The sequence below is a fragment of the Pantoea sp. alder81 genome (assembly GCF_020179835.1).
Lineage (GTDB): Bacteria > Pseudomonadota > Gammaproteobacteria > Enterobacterales > Enterobacteriaceae > Pantoea.
On the sequence record NZ_JAIUDA010000001.1, the window covers coordinates 568,172 to 585,921 of the forward strand.

Below are 17,750 nucleotides of genomic sequence, written 5' to 3' on the forward strand. Positions count from 1 at the left end.
TGCCTGAGCACAGCACGGGATTTACCATAATGTTTGGGGGTGTATTTTTGTTGCTAAGCCGGCGACTGACTTGAGGCGGATTGGTGGTGGAGGTCAGCTGTGAGCGATCTGCGGACATTTTTGGGACTGTGAACTGACCCCACAAGAGTGTTTAGATAAACAGTCGCCACTCACGATGGGAGCGGGATAAAGTTTGAGTTAGCATATTTCTAATTTATTCTGAATCAAAAATGCGGATGTGATTATTCATGGCAAATAAAAAAAATCTGAGCAATCCTTTTTCTACAGGCGGTGGCGGTGTTCATTTTGAGGCACATGTTCAGGCGTCGTTTGTTGCACTGATGCTCACTGGCGGCAATGCGCCATGCCTTCCTTGCTGGCCTATTGTAGAAATCAAACTTCAGGGGAAAATTGATGGTTTCGATACCGACGATCTCATTGTCATTGTCGAGAATCCTACCAGTAAAGAAAAGCAGAAGCTTCTTGGGCAAGTCAAGCATTCTATATCAATTACGCAAGGTAGTGCGATATTTGGGGAAGTGATGCAGGCCGCTTGGAATGATTTCAATAATTCTGAAATGTTCACTAGGAAAAAAGATGTCATTGCGCTGATAACCGGCCCGCTAAGTTCGACCGATACCCACAATGTGCAATGGCTGCTTAATCAAGCCAGGCATACCAAAAATGTGGATGAATTTCTTAGGAACGTCCGACAAGCCAAGTTCAGCCCAGCCAGAAGCAGCGAGAAACTGGAGGTCATCCAGTATCATCTGAAGGTTGCAAATAACGGTGATGATCTAACAGATGATGAACTTTATGATTTTTTGAACCACTTCCATTTACTTGGCTACGATCTAGGTAATGAGTTCGGTGTAGTTCTGTCTCTGCTGCATTCCCACATCGCGCAATTTCATCAGCAGTATCCTCAATGGGTCTGGTCGCGGATAGTCGATATCGTGCAAACATGGAATCAGGATGCAGGAACAATCACCTCCATTAAGATCCCAGACGATCTTTCAGAAGTATTCAAACAAAGGGTTGTTGCTGAGATTCCTGAGGAATTAAGGGCGGTACCGCAGACAGTACAAATCGACTGGGCCCACCATCCTGATGCTTCCTGTTTAGCCATTGCATTATTGGTCGGGAGGTGGAATGAAAAAAATGGATATGACTTAGACGTGCTAACCCAACTGCTTGGAATTAGCTATGACGAATGGTTAAGGAAGGCACGAGAAATATTACACTCACCAGACAGCCCTTTGTCTGTCCGAAATGGCGTCTGGAAAGTCGCTAATCGAATGGAACTGTGGAGTATTCTGGGATCCCGTATACTTGATCAGAATCTCGATTTGTTCAGGTCGCTCACCATTTCAGTACTCAAAGAGCCAGATCCTGTTTTTGAATTACCTGCTGAAGAGCGTTACGCTGCGAGCATTTATGGTAAGGAACTCCATTATTCACCGATGCTGCGACAGGGTATAGCTGAAGGTATGGCAATCTTGGGAAGCCGACCAGAATCCTGTATCAACTGTTCTCAGGGGAAGGCCGAAGCTTGCAGTAACGTGGCGATTCGCGAAATATTAACAGATGCGGACTGGGTTCTATGGGGTAGCCTCAACGGCATATTACCCACTCTAGCTGAAGCCGCACCCGCAAAATTTCTTGATACAGTTGAGAAGGCAATGCGCCAGACACCCTGTGCATTTGATGAGCTATTTGCCCAGGAAGGGAATGGAATAACGGGGGGGAATTATCTGACTGGATTGCTATGGGCTCTAGAAGGGTTAGCCTGGGATGAACAACATTTGGTGAGGGTCTGTGCTGTGCTTGCAGAACTCGCCAGCCACGATCCGGGAGGTAAATGGTCTAATCGGCCATCCAATTCGCTTTCCACTATATTATTGCCGTGGTTGCCACAAACTCTCGCAACAATTGAAAAACGGCAGGCTGCAGTTAAAGTCATTTTTAAAGAATGGCCTGATATTGCCTGGAATTTACTTGTTCAGCTTTTACCGGGTCAACATCAAAGCTCCTTTGGGACACACAAACCTTCTTGGCGACGAACCATCCCCGATGACTGGCAAAACGAAGTAACGAATCAGGAGTACTGGCAGCAGACATCGTTTTACGCGGAGCTTGCCGTTGCGATCGTCCGAGAAGATACCGGTCGCCTGACCTTATTGATTGACCATTTTGATCATCTGCCAGCCCCTGCTTTTGATCAACTGCTTGAGATTCTCTCCTCTAAACCAATTCTCAGGCTGCATGAAGAAAAACGTGTTTTGTTATGGGATCATCTCAATCAGTTATCAAATAAACACAGGCGATTCTCTGATGCCAATTGGGCGCTGCCTGATGATCTTATAACCCACATTGAAAATATTGCAGAGCAGCTGGCTCCCGACAATCCGTTCCACTTATACCAGCACCTTTTTTCAAACCGGGACATTGACCTGTACGATGAAAATGGTGACTGGGAAGAGCAACAAAAGAAAATCGAAGCGGAGCGCGAATCCGCAATTTCGAAAATTTTTCAGCTTTATGGGGCAGAGGGTGTCATGCGATTTGCTGACAGCGTTTCTGCACCGAACAAGGTCGGCAGCGTACTTGGAACTTTAAGCAATGATGTGTTTGAAACTATCCTGTTACCTCATTTCCTAGACACAACAGAAAATAAGCACAAGGCATTGGTTAGCGCCTTTATTTGGAAGCGTTTTTGGTTCAAGGGTTGGGAGTGGTGCGACAATCTCGACAAATCTGAATGGACCCCTAAGCAGTTAGGCCAGTTCCTTGCCTATTTACCTTTCTCTGGGGAGACATGGGGACGAGCTTCTCAATACCTTCAAGCTTTCGAAGGCGAATACTGGACCCGCACCGATGCCAATGTCTATCAGACTGAAGGTGAGCTGGCTGGCGCCATTGATAAACTGATTGAACATAGCAGACCCCATGCGGCAATCCACGGTCTATACAGAATGCATCAGAACAAGCAACCCATAGATGATAATCAGTGTGTTCGTGCGTTGCTGGCGGCTCTTTCAACTGATGAATCAAGTTCCAATATGGACGCATACCACATAACGACTTTAATCAAATTTCTTCAAACTAAATCTGATGTAAATCAGGAAGATCTATTTAGCGTTGAATGGGCATATATTCCTCTGCTTGATGGTCACAGAGGTACTGTGCCCCAGTTACTGGAAAACAGAATGGCTACTGACCCCGAGTTTTTCTGCGAAGTAATTCGACTCATTTTCCGTTCCGACAAAGAGGAACCTTCAGCCATCGAATCCACTGAGCAATCGAAAGCCATTGCTAGAAATGCATGGCGACTCCTAGAAAAATGGGAGATCCCTCCGGGAAGCCAAAAAAATGGTACGTTTAGCGAAGATAGCTTTAGTGAATGGCTTGAGAAGGTTAAGAAAATTGCAACAGAATCAGGTCACTTAGAAGTTGCACTAAGCAAAATTGGCGAAGTTTTAATTGCTGCTCCCTCCGATCCCGATGGCTTGTGGATAAACCGAGCCATCGCTTCTGCCTTAAATGATCGAGATGCTGAAAACATGCGTGAAGGCTACAGACTAGGAACCTACAATTCTCGCGGTGCACACTGGGTCGATCCAACTGGGAAACCTGAGAAAGAACTGGCGGACCAGTTCCGGACTAAAGCAGAGGAGGTAGAAAACGCAGGCTATCAGCGATTCGCCGTTACCTTAAGAGTTTTAGCGGATGGCTATGACAAGGAAGCTGAGCGAGTAATAAGTGAGCAAAAAAACCGTGAAGATGATTAATCTGCACACCTGAGAGCTTCAAGACTGGCTGGGAGTTCATGTTTCTTTCACAGATTACAGTTTTTTTTATTTGTTAACTCACCTGAACTGCATTGATGAGCAAATACTGATTAAAACAACATCTGCTGTTGGCACTGAGCAGCTATGCTTGTCCGGAATGAACCGCGGCGAGCGAGGAACGGACACTCCCAATGTTTAGCCCTTATCGAGATCGTGTTTGTTGCGCAAATAGAACCCATTTATGATAATCTTGATGCTGCATTGCAGGGCTGTTTGTTATTTATCTACTCCAGGTGATAATGTTGCAGTTGAATGATTACCTCTTTGACATTAAGCAGTCTTGTGGTGCAGTTTTTAGATGGTATTTTTCTCTTCTTCATAATCTTTTGAAATTACAAAATAGAATGGGCTGCTATGCGAAATATAAATTCAATTATGATGAGGCTGGCCAAGAGGGCAGAGAAACTTCAACCAGATCATCTAATAAGATCCTTCGTTGATATTGGACCAACATACACCTTATTGTCCAGTAACGATAATCAGATAATGTTTGGTAGAAGAGGTACGGGGAAAACGCATTTTTTAACTGTTCTTTGTAATAATATTCAACAAAATGGAATCATTTGCGTTCCTATAGATATGAGGTTGATAGGTTCTACCGGAGGAATTTTTTCTGATCCAAATATATCATTAAGTGAAAGGGCCACCAGATTACTTTCTGACACGTTATGTGCTATCCATGAAACTATCCTAGAATATATTTTTGAAAAAAATCTTGTAAATACGACTGAGATAACAGAATTACTTAATGATTTTATTGATAAGGCTACCTCATTAAGTATCGAAGGTGTCTCAGAGGAAGAGAGGGGTTCGGCAAACCACAGTTCCATGAATTCTTCGTTAGGCATTGGGGTAACTGATAAAAGAATATCTGCTAACTTCACATGTTCAGATAAAATTTCTTCAGATAATACTGAGAGGTCAAAAGTATCAGGAAAGAAAACATTAAGAATTCACTTTGGAGAAATAACTAAGCTACTTAGTAATATAGTTTCAAGATTACCAGGGAAGGAGTTGTGGGTATTAATTGATGAATGGTCTGAGGTTCCAATGGACCTCCAACCTTATCTTGCAGAGCTTCTACGTAGAATTCTATATCCTATCTCTGGTATCACAGTAAAAATAGCCGCAATAGCTCATCGATGTAATTTTTTGCTAAATGATCAAGATACTGGCGTTCGAGTGGGGATTGAGCTAGGTTCTGACGCATCTTCCGTTATTAATTTAGATGAATATATGGTTTTTGATAATGATCGCGATGCTGCTAAGACTTTTTTCAAAAACCTTCTTCATAAGCATGCCCAGGCGATTGATAAAAATTCAATATGTGATGCTGAAGCAGGTTTATTTATCAATGATGTTTTTACTCAACCATCAGCATTTGATGAGTATGTCCGCGCTGTGGAAGGAGTTCCACGTGATGCTATAAATATAATTTCACTTGCTGCACAGTCGGCATTAGAAAATAAAATTTCAATTGTACATGTCCGGAAATCTGCGCAAAAATGGTTTCAGGTGAATAAACATACTGCTCTAAATAGCAAACCTGAAGCTGTCGTATTACTTGATAAAATAATAAATGAAGTCATTGGGCATCGCAAAACAAGAGGTTTCTTAATAAGTAATGAAAACCATAACCCACTGATTGATTATCTTTATGATATGCGTGTTATTCACGTATTAAAACAAGGTGTCTCGGCTCGAAATGCAATAGGGAAAAAATATACACTCTACACTCTTGATTATGGTTGTTATGTAGAGCTTATGTCATCAAGTTCCGCCCCTTTAGGTTTAATAATTGAATCAGATGAAAATGATGAGTTGAAATACATAGAAATTCCGAAGTCGGATTACAGGTCAGTAAAAAATTCAATTTTAACTTTCGAGAATGCTCATCAACTAAAGTTGAATTTAGTGACATCAAGTGAGGACCTGCAACTTCCTATTAATAATGGGAAACATAAAAATGTAGAAAAACCTATTGATAGTATAATAATAAATTCGATCCCTAAAGACATTGGCTTATTAAAAATAGATGGAACTATTTACATTCCTATAATAATGGTCGCATTAGCATTAAGAAAGGCAAGAGGTTTCGAAAGAAGTCATGCTGTAGAGTTGACGAAAATAATAAATGATCATATTGTTATTGATGTTAATAGACCGAAGATAGCAACTACTAATATGTCAAGAGAACTTAGAAAGGACAATATTTTGGATCTTCCATGGCTAGAGTTTCACGAAGATGGTAGAAATCCGCAATTTGCTTTGCATTCTAGCTGGAAAGATTATTGGTACCAATACTTCGGAGAAAAGGCTCCAGCGTTTTGATAACTAAAGTGGCATTTTCAAAAAAAGTTAATGCCAACATATAATCGTTAGTAGAGTAGAAATCTACCAATCGCCTTTAAAATATAGTTATTTATGCATCATTTTTTTAAAGATACATAAGGGTTTCAGCCTACAATCAAGTGTAAGCGCTAATCGATGCCGCTTTCGAACGGGAGGACGGTAGCCACCTGTCTGGTGGATTGTGGGCATGATAGAAGAATGAAATCTGTCGAACATATCTGGCGATATCATGCAGGGAATAACCTTGCTTATATCTGTCCCAGATAATCGCCTTCTGTTCTGACGTATAGTTAATCCGAGTTCTTCGTTTCATGGCAACGTCTCCCCTTGATTAAGGATAGCGTTGCTCGAGCCATTGAATTCTCGGCGAATAGCGGACAAAACAGCGCCCAATAGCGCAACTATTGGACGTCTCAAGTGATCGAAGCGGACGACCTGAGTCAGTTGTTAAATGCCTATCGTGTTAACAGAAAGCATCAGCATCTGATTGTTATTACTTATTTTCTTCAGCTTTTCGATTACTCCTCTATATCCCATAGCAACTTTTTCACTTTCAGGTAAGTCTAGTATTTCCCTGACGATCACTTCAGCGTATTGCCTAATTGAAGCAACTTTTCCTCTATTAGGCCTATCGATGTAAAAGGTATCCAATATTAAGTCATTAACCAGTTCATTATATTATATACTTCATTTCTAAATTTCATTCTAGATTCCCATTTATAGCTATGCCCATGTTCATGAGTGGCTAACTCCCTGTTTAATTTCTTATCATGTATGGCCAGAATGCGTAACGAAGCGAAACCGAGAAAAATATTAACAGTCCCGCTTGAACGGTTTGTTATACATATTTTTAATACACATAGTCGAAGTCAGGTTCAGTGAACAAATTGTCTTTTAATTCTGGCATCATTTTAAGTTGCTCACGCCAATCATCCCAATTGAACTTTTTATAAAACTTTGTGCCTTCCGACTGGGCGCTTACAGTTAGCTTCCTTCCAAAATTGTTGGCTGAGTAAAGTGCTGACTCTTTGATCTCTTTTAAGTAATTAAACTGACCACTTGAACCAATTGGGAACAATAGACTTTTAATGATTTCAAACTCACCGCTCGCTGTTTCATTGGAGCTGTTATCAACCACCAATTTCCTTGCTAAATCCAGGAGCATTCGCCCTTTAAGGGTTGGCAGAAAAATAACTGAGTTGTCTAGTCGTTTGACTAACCCCAATGCTGACAACATTGTCGTAACTTCTCTTATTGTACCTGTAGTTGAGTAACCTAGCCTTTCTTTAAATGTTGGGTTATGGATTAATCCATTTTCTGTAATCTCATCAAGCACAGCGTATTTAAGACCAAATGGCCCTCCATGATTTGCAAAAACTCTAATGTCAAAACTAGATAACCTCCCAAAGACAGTACCAAAAAGCAAATCTTTGCATACTAGATGAGACATAAGACCTGACATTAACTTTTGTTCCGATAATTTGTCAGCGTCAAATTCACTAGGAAGGTAGATTATTCGTAACCCTTTTAGCAGTGCACGGGTTTGTGAGTTTTTCTTATACTCTGAGATAACTTCATCGATTCGCATTCGGTGTTTGGTTGTATCTTTTGCAAAATAAACTTTCAGATACGATTCTTCTTCGTGCAGCAAGGTCATCAGGTCTTTATGAATCCCCTCAGTATGCGACCATAAAATCTGTGAAGATAAGACTCGATGAAAGTCTCTTTCTAACACACAGCTGTAGTCGAATTTCTTCCTTCCAGCTTCAAGAACTCCAAGCAACTTGGTACTTGCGTATCTTGATAAAACACTGTCCATTGCTTCTGCAATAAATTGATGCTCAGGTGATGTTGCCATGTTTCCTCAATATGTATAACGCCTCATAACCGGCTCAGCTTTGATGCATTCGATGCCGCAGGCATGATTTTGATTGAATTGTTAGGTGTAAACAATGAACTAGTTTCTCTTGATATCGGTATTGAGATAGCCACTCATTTTTTCCGAGGTTAATGGCGGATTTAAAATAATACTGTCGGAAATGGAAATATATTTCGGAATTAGATCTCGACGTATGGATGGACTGACCTTACCATCTAATCTCGGAACGACCGCCCCCAATGTTTCGAACAATTCTTCAAGAAATGTTCTATCTCCCGAGTCAAAGCTTTCTACAACGGACTTAAATTCTAAGACATCAATGAATGCAACTGCCCGATCTTCGAAAACTATATTTGGCACACACTCTCCCTACACCTAACAATTTAATAGGAGGGCTTCTGCCCGCAAGTTGAACACTTTTACGCCTTCTTTCCTGAACTCAACTCATGCCAAACTAACTCTCATGTACCCCTATTTCAATAAATTTTTCTGATATTGCTAAATTTACGTGCGACGAAATTTGTACAGGCAGTACCCATGTTGTTCTTGAATTTACTCAAACCTGAAACTTGGGATTTTATCCAGTAGTTTGATGCAATAAAATAAGTGAAGATCGTTCAATTACCACAAAGCCAAATGTCTGCTTTTGGCACGGAGCAGACCTGCCGCTGGGCGAGATCCACTGTGAGCGAACAGCAGACTTTATTGAATCTACTCGACAGATTTCATAATTCCTTTTAGATACATCAGTAATGTACCAGCCCGCCGTCTACAGCATACTGGCTGCCAGTAACATAGGATGCGTCATCGGACAGGAGGAAGAGTGCAACCGCAGCGGCTTCTTCTGCTGTGCCTGCGCGACCTAAAGGAACCTGGCTTACCACGAAATCTTCAAACTGCTGACGCGAATCCTCTGGCATAAAGTGCCTGAAATTAGTTTCAATTGGACCTGGCACCAAAGTATTGGCGCGAATGCCACGTTCGGCCAGCGCAGATGCCCAGCTTTTGACCATAGCGATAACGGCGCCTTTCGTCGCTGCATACAGGCTTGTCATAGCCGCACCTTCGTAAGTTGAAGAGGACGAAGTAACCAGAACGGATGCACCTGCATTAAGTGATTTTGATAGGGCGGCAAGCTGTAGCATCGGGCCGCGCACATTTGCGTTCATCATGCGATTAAAAGAATCCGCCGTTACAGATTCTGGAGAGCTGACCTCCGCGAAGCCAGCATTGAGCCATAATCCATCAAGTAAACCCCAATCGCTAATAGCTTCCTTTAGCGTATTGATGTCAACTTCGCTTGCAGAATCACTTTTCAAAATAAGCGATGTTTTAGGCAGCAGAGTACGGGCGCGTTCCAGTCTTTCTTCACTCAGTCCTGTAATAGCTACCTCACCACCTTCAGTGATAATGCGCTGCGCGCCTGCCAGCCCCATGCCACTTGTACCACCCGTGATCAGTATACGTTTACCCTGAAACCTGCCCATGCTTAGTCCTTTTTTTGGCTGAGGAATGAGCATTTACCTTACGTAAACAAAACACTGTTCGTCATCTATTTCATTACGCAACTAAGGCATTACTGGTTGCACTACAGCTTCTGGTACGGAATGGATCAACTGGCGAGATGTCAGGTCGGCTTTGAGCGCAGGCTGTGTGAAAACTAATTTGGTCGCTTAAACTGCCAAAAGCAGGGCTGAAAACTGCGCTCATACGTAAAATCTGGCTCAGCCAGCCAGTCGGGCACTTCCAGATTTTGCGTAGATGCGCACACTTCAGTTTTGGGGCAGAGTTTGCACACAGCCTGAGCGTGAAGCAGACCTTGCCTTTCCGGCGCGAGCAGCTTCGAAATTTGCAGGCGCCTAATATGACCTCACCAAATAAGGTGACAGAAAATCCTCTACTTCGTGTTTACCGATACCTAGCGTATAGCTGATACCTGCATTCTTTAAAATATTGAGTCCTTCCCCCCTGTTTCCCGGATGTGGGTCTTCTATAGCAACATAGATATGTTGTGGCTTCAGCTCAGCGAGAGTTAGAGCACAGGAGGGGGTTCTGCCCTCAAAAGAGCAGGGTTCAAGTGTGACAAATATTTCACATTCACTAATTGGAAAGGTGAGTTTTGAAATGGCGTCTATCTCAGCGTGATGGTGGCCCGGAGATTGTGTGAAACCTTTAGAAACCACATTACCTTCATGGACAATCACGCATCCTACAGGGGGATTTGGTCTGCATAATGGTAATGCTTGTTGGGAGTATTCAAGCGCCAGCAACATGAATTCCAGCTGTTTGCTCATACACTTTTTCTGCCTCAGTATGTAAGTCATAGGTTTATGATTTTTAAGGTATCAGGCATTAATGTCCACAATTTAGATATATTAAATAATAGCTATGGCCAAACCCAGTCGATTAACAAGGATTGATGACAGGAATATCCTCTATTTACCGAGAAGCGTGAGCGGGAAATCGCGCAGGATCAACCGCCGAAGATTTGCTGTGGTTATCAGTTTCTGCCGGGGTTCGCTTATGGGCATGGGTTGAGGATGATCGTTGAGGCTGAGACATTGAGCCAGCAGGTTATTGAAGCTGCGATTGCGGATTTTTTGCAATGGGTGAAAGAGGAGTAGCGGGCAACTCAATGGGGTACTTTGTGACTGCCATAGCCTGAGCGCGCGGCATCAGCACTGATCATCAATGCTTTCTATACCCCATTGAAATAACAGGAATGTCGATAAACGCCGTCGTTCAGTTTGTTAACCTGGACGTTATTTTACCTTCAATATCAATGATCTAGGATGTGTTTAGTCTTTATAAACACTTTTACCAGTTGAAGTATGCCCAGCGTTCCTCTTCACCGGGAGTCATCCCGACCACGATTTTTAGGGCATTGAGTAACACATCAATTTGTACTGGATCAGAGGCATTCTGCACTTCAGTGATCAATTGCAAAATAACGGCGCCGCTAGTGACTCTCATGCCACGTTGGGTGATTTCACCTGCGGCTGCTTCAATCACAACGGTTTCAGTCGTTGCTTTGTCGCGAATCGCATCTAAGTGAAGGAAAGACTTCGCGCTATTGGTTGACTGTTGTGTGCTCTGATACATGATTTTATCCCTTATGTCCGCTACTCAGGCGTCATTATGGTCAGGCTGTAACGTATAACAATCGCAATCAATGGGTTGAGTGCGGGTTTTGTACAGGGTGGAATTTCGAGTGATGTAGAAACCCCATGTGAAATAAACTTAGCGCATTTTTTCAAAATTGGGAGGGCGATGATCACCAAAAACAGCCCTGGCATCGTCCATAAATTTCATTAGACCAATTTATGCTCAAAGGCATCTTCATGTTTGCGGTTTTTTTATGCGGGAATGTTTTACGTGGAGTGAGTTACCAACTTATGCCTGATCACTCGGTTGCTTCGTCAGTGAAGTAGCGAAAGACAGATTCTGGCAAATCATTTTGAGAGTGTCGTCCCTGACAGTGTCTCCGGCCGGTGTACACTCACGTGTAACCGATGAGGTCATCCGCTTCGTCGTTGTCCGGCCGGAACCGGATACGTCCTTTGGCTTCAGATCATATATCGTTAATTCAGTTCATTGTTCAGGCCAACTAAGGTCTGCAAATAAGGTATTTGCGCCTCAGCGACTGAAGGTGACTCAAAACTCATTAGCCAGTTTCTGGCTTTAGCGATTTGAGTCAACCGGTCAATATTACTCTCTGATTTAGACATCAAACCAAGCTGTGAAAAAAGGTTTGCAACACTGATTTCCTTTCGACATAAAGCCAGGCTTAATGCAGCTTCACCAATGATAATATGGCCTTTCTCGTCATCTTGAAATAACACTGAAAATCCTCCATCAGATCGAATTAATGACAACCTCAACTTAACCCTAGACGTTATTCTGAATGTTGCATTACGACTCGTCTTAATAACGTTGTGGTGTGAATTTTATGATTAATGTGTGGGAAACAACTATTCATCAACAGGTTAACACTCCATTTTTCAGCTTTGAATAATATTCATTCGCTCCCGCTAGATAATTATTTAGCTATCCAACGACATCGGTTTTTCCCCACCAGGCGGCAAACCAAACACTCCCCGCACCCAATTTAAAAACGCGCCATAAGGCCTTCCTAAAAACAGCATCATCAGGGCAGCACCAAGCGTACCACGCAGCAAACCACTGCCCGACGCACCGCTAAAAGCAATGATCGCCGCATAGATCGGCACCTGAAAACTCACCAGCGCGATACTGTCCCACAGCAGCTTCGAAACCCGGCCCGATCCCGCACGCTGCATCACCCAATCGCGCCACATACCGTAAGGGCGGGCAACCGGCACCATCAAAACGGCACCAATCAAACGGGCATGCAGCACCTGATCCCACGCCATGCCGGCGATCCATCGTTCATTAATCATGCCCGTCGTGGTGAAAAATAAAATCAGCGCAGTGGTATCCGCAATAAAGGCTGTTCGGCGCATGCTCTGGTCTTGAGGTTGAGGCAAAATGTCATTCCTGTATGAAGTCGTGAGAAAAAGTCGTTCAACCCAGCGGCGAACCCTCATTTCACCCTAGCCCAAAACCACCTCATCACACCCATCCCGTCGTTAAAACCAAACAAAACTAAATCTCCTTTCCTGCCAATCGTTTTGCACCCTCCCGAAGGAACCGGCTTGATCAAACTGCCCGATATAGTAATACTGTGTTTATATACAGTATCTTTTTCGAAGGCCATCATCATGGTGTTTTATCAACCGGCGGAACTCCGCGCCATCCTCAGTTTGCCCTTGTTTATCAGTCGTGTGCCGTGTGGTTTTCCGTCACCGGCGCAGGATTACGTTGAGCAGCGTATTGACCTCAATGATTTTTGCGTCACGCACCCCAGCGCCACTTACTTCATCAAAGTCAGCGGTGACTCGATGATCGAAGGCGGGATCAGCGATGGCGATATGCTGATCGTCGATAGTGCTGTAAAACCCGAGCAGGGTGATGTGGTGGTGGCTGCCATCGCGGGGGAATTCACGGTGAAGCAGCTGATGCTGAAGCCCTATCTGCACCTCAAACCGATGAATGCGGCGCACGCCATCATTCCCATTCCCGACCCGGATCAGTTTGAGGTCTTCGGTGTCGTTAAACATGTCATCAAGACGCTGAGAAGGTGATGTTTGCGCTGGTGGATGTGAACTCATTCTATGCCTCGTGCGAGACGGTGTTCAGGCCGGATCTCAAAGGCAAGCCGGTGATTGTGTTAAGCAACAACGATGGCTGTGTCATCGCGCGTTCGGCCGAGGCCAAGAAGCTGGATATCGGCATGGGCGGCCCCTATTTCAAAATCAAAGATGTGTTGCGTCGCCATAACGTGCATGTCTTCAGCTCTAACTATGCGCTCTACGCCGACATGAGCCTGCGCGTGATGACGATACTGGAAGAGATGGCGCCCGCCGTTGAGATCTACTCCATCGATGAGGCGTTTATGAACCTCACGGGGGTGCGGAATTGCCGCGTGCTGGAAGAGTTCGGACGGGAAGTTCAGGATCGGATTAAACGCGAAACGCATCTGGCGGTGGGGGTGGGAATCGCGCCCACCAAAACCCTGGCCAAGCTGGCCAATCATGCCGCCAAGAAATGGAGCAAAACCGGCGGCGTGCTGGATCTCTCCAACCTTGAGCGGCAAAAGAAGTTAATGGCTTTAGTCGATGTGGCAGATGTGTGGGGCGTAGGGCGCCGCATCAGCAAGAAGCTGAATGCCATGGGCATCACCACCGCATTGGATTTGTCGGAGCAAAGCACCTGGGTGATCCGCAAGCACTTCAATGTGGTGCTGGAGCGCACCGTGCGCGAGCTGCGCGGTGAACCTTGTCTCGAACTGGAAGAGTTTGCGCCAGTGAAGCAGCAGATTGTCTGCTCACGTTCTTTTGCGGGACGCATCACGGAGTACGCCGATATGCGTGAAGCGGTGTGCAACTATGCCGTGCGCGCCGCCGAAAAGTTGCGTGGCGAGAGACAGTATTGCCGACAGATCGGCGTGTTTATTCGCACCAGCCCGCATGCGGAGGGTGAAATCTTTTACGGCAATCAGGCGATCATTAAAGTGCTGACGCCCACCAACGACAGCCGCGATATTATCCGCGTGGCCACCGAGGCGCTGGATCGCATCTGGCGGGAAGGGTGCCGCTATATGAAAGCGGGGGTGATGTTAGGTGACTTCTTCAGTCAGGGCGTGGCGCAGCTCAATCTGTTTGATGACATCCAGCCGCGGGCGAATAGTGAAACGCTGATGCGGGTGATCGATGGCATTAATCAAAGCGGCGCGGGAAAACTATGGTTCGCCGGGCAAGGAATTCAAAAATCCTGGGCGATGAAGCGCGAGATGTTGTCACCGGCGTACACCACACGATATGCGGATCTGCCGGTGGCGAAGTGAATAGCGGATTAGCGCATAACATGAGCCGCCACTTTTCACCGAGCGTTAGGAAATGGCTGAATATGCCCGTATACCTCCACGATAAGCCGACAAAGTGGCAATCCATGCCATACTTGGCAGGCCGATTTTTCACGATGTCGTGGGGGAAAAGAGATGCGTTCAGTGGTGATTAGCGCAGTTGTCGCAGTAGCGGGTGGGGTGTTAGGTGCCTTACTCAGCCAAAATGAAACCCTCTTTGCCCCGAAAGACAGTGCTCCTCCTTCCGATCCCACCATCAACTGGACCACGCCAGCCATCGCCGGTTACGGCAAAGTGCATTATGACGCCAGCAGCGCATTCCAGCCCAGCAGTGCGCTGAGTAACAAAGTGGTCTTCAAAGTCAGTCGTGGCGCGGAAGAACGCGGTCAGGTGAATCCGGCGCTGGAGCATGTGGCACAAGTGGTGAATACCTATGTGGCGGCCGGAGTGCCAGCAAAGCAGTTAAAATTTGTGGTGGCGGTGAATGGCGAAGCGACGCCCGCGATGCTGGAAAACACCCGCTTTCGACAGCTATTTGGTGTGGATAATCCCAACCTTGCGCTGATATCGGCGCTGGAACAGCAGGGCGTCAAAGTCACGGTGTGCGATCAGGCGCTTGCCTGGCATCACTACGAACCTCAATGGATTGCAGATTCAGTGATCCATACACCTTCCGCACTCACCACGATGACCACGCTGCAAAATCAGGGGTACGCTTTACTGAGTATGTGATCGCGTTTGTGGCTTTGCTGGCCCCGGCACGAACCTCAACGCCATGATTGCTGCTTCTGCTAAATGACTCTTCGATCAAAAACAACTCGAAACCGTGCTGGAAGTCTGCCAACTCACCACAACATTATCTGAAGCGGGCCGACATTTATTTGCGGTCTCGCGGCAGCATAAAAAACAGCCAAATGATGCCGATCGCTTACGTAAATACCTTATGCGTTTTGGGTTGAGTTGGGAAAATATCCAGAAAAAATGAAAGCTATCATTTGAGGCGCTGGGCGGGAATTTCATATGGGATGACTTTGCATTACTGGAATCTTAAAGGCACGCTGCGCTTTTAATTGCCACCATACCAGATGAATTTCTTCGCTTCGCCTTTGCGTTCGGTTTAATTAAAACGTTAATTAAATCAATGGCAATACAATCCAGCAATAGACTGTTTTTTCTTCAAGGTGCTGTAAAACTCGTCGCGATTTTGCTTTAATTAACGGACGAGGCAAGATGAGAGGACAGCATGACAAAAGCTTATATAACAAAATATGCATTAACCCGGGGCATTTACATCGCAGAAGGCGAACTCAAAAACGATGGCGAGGTGTTTGTACAGCGCCGCGATCGTGAGTACAACTTTGAGCAGTTCTTTAAGAAAAAAGAGTTTCAGTTAACCGAAGAAGAAGCCCTGGCGCGCGCGGATAAAATGCGCTCAGTACAGCTGAAAAAGCTGGCGAAGGAATATCAAAAACTGAGTGAGCTTGAATTCACGATTAAAGAGTGAATCTAAGCCAGTGGATGCTCGCCAATTGACTGAAAACTCGTGGGTCTGTTTGTTTAATGGGTAACTGAAAGAAATGCGTTAAGATTTCGAAAAAATAATGAAATCCCATTTTATATTACGACCCGAGCCCTGTGAAACGCCGCCTGAAGGCGGCGTTTTTAATTGCCCGATCGCACGAATATTGCGCGTCATTGCTGAAAAATAGTACGGGTGTGTAAGAATAGCGAAGCGGCGAGAGGTATTGCCGATTATGTTAATTCGCAGACTTAGGTTACTGTAATATTACGGACCAATAATAAGCAGAGGTTCGCGTGCGCGAAAACGAGATCGATATCAATTATTACGCCACCGAAATCCGGAAATTAGCAGCAGCACATCAGGCCGGAGAAACGCTGAGTGATGTAAAGGCCAGGGTGGATAGCCTTATTCAGCGAATGAAGGAGAGTCTTGGTAGTGATAAAGCCTGGCAGGCGAAGAATTGGGAGGCGCTGTTGGATCAGTTGAATATCTATTTGACCAACAAGGTCGATCCAAAGTGGATGACCGTGATCTCCCATGCGAAATTTCGTATTAAAAGCCGCAGACAAACCGCGATCTACTCAAGAAAACACTTCAAGTAATAAGGATTTTTGCCGCCCGGGTGGGCGGCAAAAATTTATCCAAGCCAATGATGAACCGCGAGATTAATGGCTCCACCACCGACAATCAGCCAGATAAACAACATCAGACCTAACAGCAGCGGGCGAAAGCCGGCTCTTTTCAATTGACTCATATGTGTGGTGAGTCCCAGTGCTGCCATCGCCATGGCGAGTAACACGTTATCCAGCTGATTAATCACCGCAATGGCAGGGGCGGGAATTAAATGCGCTGAGTTAAACAGCGCCACCAGAATAAATGCCAGTGCAAACCACGGGAAAGTAATGCGCTGTTTCTCTCCTCCAGTGGCGGGTGAACTGCGACGCACCATCACGCCAATCACCACCAGGAACGGAGCCAGCATCATTACGCGCAGCATTTTGGCAATCACCGCCGCATTCTCTGTTTCCGGGCTGATAGCATGTCCGGCCGCCACCACCTGTGCCACTTCATGCATGGTTGAACCGGTGTAAATACCAAATTCGCTCAGGCTAAGGCCTGGCAGCCAAGGCGAAACGCTATGCCAAATCAGCGGATAAAGGAAAATCGCCAGCGTACCGAAGATCACCACGGTAGCGACGGCCACCGCCACTTTAGAGGATTCCGCTTTAATTACCGGTTCAGTCGCCAGTACAGCAGCGGCACCGCAAATACTGCTGCCTGCACCAATCAACCACGCGGTTTCACGATCCAGCTTCAGGATTTTGCGTCCCAGCCAGCAGGCGAGGGTAAAGGTGCTGGTCAGCATCAGCACATCGATCACCACACCGCTGACGCCGACATCCAGCACCTGCTGGAAGGTGAGGCGGAAGCCATAAAGGATGATGCCAAGACGCAGCAGTTTCTGTTTGGCGAACTGCACGCCCGCATCACACTGGCCGTGTACCGTCGGGTAGAGCGTATTCCCGAGAATGATCCCGCCGATGATCGCCAGCGTCAGGGCGCCCAGCCCAAGCTGTGCGACCGAGGGCAGATTTGCGAGCCATGCGGTAGCCAGCGCAATCACTGCCGTGAGCAGTAAACCGGGCGCGAAATGCGCAATGCCGTGTGATGGTTTATGTAGAGAGATATCAGCCATAACGCCTC

The 17,750-nt window shown here is 45.5% G+C and carries 15 protein-coding genes and 2 pseudogenes; 8 read left to right on the forward strand and 9 right to left on the reverse strand.

The window, feature by feature from the left end:
• Positions 1-248 precede the first annotated feature (248 nt).
• Together LBW88_RS02745 and LBW88_RS02750 are read left to right on the forward strand one after the other, a co-directional pair.
• Positions 249-3,791, forward strand: coding sequence for a hypothetical protein (locus tag LBW88_RS02745; RefSeq protein WP_224929037.1), 3,543 nt, complete (start codon positions 249-251; stop codon positions 3,789-3,791).
• Between the two features lie 414 nt (positions 3,792-4,205).
• On the forward strand, positions 4,206-6,182 hold the full coding sequence (locus LBW88_RS02750) for a hypothetical protein (protein ID WP_224929034.1): 1,977 nt from the start codon (positions 4,206-4,208) through the stop codon (positions 6,180-6,182).
• Between the two features lie 129 nt (positions 6,183-6,311).
• On the opposite strand, the pseudogene LBW88_RS02755 reads toward LBW88_RS02750, so the two are convergent.
• The 8 genes and pseudogenes from LBW88_RS02755 to alaE all read right to left on the reverse strand — a co-directional run.
• Positions 6,312-6,516: pseudogene (locus tag LBW88_RS02755) on the reverse strand (IS30 family transposase); the annotation flags it as partial.
• Positions 6,517-7,053: 537 nt separating this feature from the next.
• A complete protein-coding gene (locus LBW88_RS02760) occupies positions 7,054-8,061 on the reverse strand; it encodes a hypothetical protein (protein WP_224929031.1) in 1,008 nt (335 codons plus the stop codon).
• Positions 8,062-8,160: 99 nt separating this feature from the next.
• A complete protein-coding gene (locus LBW88_RS02765; RefSeq protein ID WP_224929029.1) occupies positions 8,161-8,442 on the reverse strand; it encodes a hypothetical protein in 282 nt (93 codons plus the stop codon).
• Positions 8,443-8,828: 386 nt separating this feature from the next.
• The gene (locus LBW88_RS02770) at positions 8,829-9,569 is read right to left on the reverse strand and encodes an SDR family oxidoreductase (protein ID WP_224929026.1); all 741 of its coding nucleotides are present in this window, start codon (positions 9,567-9,569) and stop codon (positions 8,829-8,831) included.
• A 372-nt stretch (positions 9,570-9,941) separates the two neighbouring features.
• Entirely contained in the window at positions 9,942-10,376 is a 435-nt protein-coding gene (locus tag LBW88_RS02775; protein WP_224929024.1) for a bifunctional diaminohydroxyphosphoribosylaminopyrimidine deaminase/5-amino-6-(5-phosphoribosylamino)uracil reductase RibD, read from the reverse strand.
• A gap of 523 nt (positions 10,377-10,899) precedes the next feature.
• Positions 10,900-11,184 (reverse strand): biofilm development regulator YmgB/AriR family protein, encoded by a 285-nt coding sequence (locus LBW88_RS02780; RefSeq protein WP_224929021.1) that lies wholly within the window; start codon positions 11,182-11,184, stop codon positions 10,900-10,902.
• 479 nt (positions 11,185-11,663) lie between these two features.
• Entirely contained in the window at positions 11,664-11,924 is a 261-nt protein-coding gene (locus tag LBW88_RS02785) for a hypothetical protein (protein ID WP_224929019.1), read from the reverse strand.
• Between the two features lie 201 nt (positions 11,925-12,125).
• Entirely contained in the window at positions 12,126-12,563 is a 438-nt protein-coding gene (gene alaE / locus LBW88_RS02790; protein WP_224929016.1) for an L-alanine exporter AlaE, read from the reverse strand.
• A gap of 258 nt (positions 12,564-12,821) precedes the next feature.
• On the opposite strand from alaE, the gene umuD reads away from it, so the two are divergent.
• The 6 genes and pseudogenes from umuD to LBW88_RS02820 all read left to right on the forward strand — a co-directional run bounded on the left by umuD (position 12,822) and on the right by LBW88_RS02820 (position 16,648).
• Positions 12,822-13,244 carry a translesion error-prone DNA polymerase V autoproteolytic subunit gene (gene umuD, locus LBW88_RS02795; RefSeq protein WP_224929013.1) on the forward strand — a complete coding sequence of 141 codons (423 nt, stop codon included), beginning with the start codon at positions 12,822-12,824 and terminating at the stop codon, positions 13,242-13,244.
• Positions 13,244-14,506 carry a translesion error-prone DNA polymerase V subunit UmuC gene (gene umuC / locus LBW88_RS02800; RefSeq protein ID WP_224929010.1) on the forward strand — a complete coding sequence of 421 codons (1,263 nt, stop codon included), beginning with the start codon at positions 13,244-13,246 and terminating at the stop codon, positions 14,504-14,506. The genes umuD and umuC overlap by 1 nt, the downstream gene beginning before the upstream one ends.
• Before the next feature lie 153 nt (positions 14,507-14,659).
• Complete coding sequence (locus LBW88_RS02805) at positions 14,660-15,256, forward strand: DsrE family protein (protein WP_224929008.1); 597 nt, start codon at positions 14,660-14,662, stop codon at positions 15,254-15,256.
• A 67-nt stretch (positions 15,257-15,323) separates the two neighbouring features.
• Positions 15,324-15,509, forward strand: a pseudogene (locus LBW88_RS02810) (sigma 54-dependent transcriptional regulator); the annotation flags it as partial.
• 258 nt (positions 15,510-15,767) lie between these two features.
• Entirely contained in the window at positions 15,768-16,028 is a 261-nt protein-coding gene (locus LBW88_RS02815; RefSeq protein ID WP_224929005.1) for a hypothetical protein, read from the forward strand.
• Positions 16,029-16,339: 311 nt separating this feature from the next.
• The gene (locus LBW88_RS02820) at positions 16,340-16,648 is read left to right on the forward strand and encodes a hypothetical protein (protein ID WP_224929002.1); all 309 of its coding nucleotides are present in this window, start codon (positions 16,340-16,342) and stop codon (positions 16,646-16,648) included.
• Positions 16,649-16,683: 35 nt separating this feature from the next.
• Here the strand turns inward: LBW88_RS02820 and LBW88_RS02825 are convergent, their stop codons facing one another.
• Complete coding sequence (locus LBW88_RS02825) at positions 16,684-17,742, reverse strand: YeiH family putative sulfate export transporter (RefSeq protein WP_224928999.1); 1,059 nt, start codon at positions 17,740-17,742, stop codon at positions 16,684-16,686.
• Positions 17,743-17,750 lie beyond the last annotated feature (8 nt).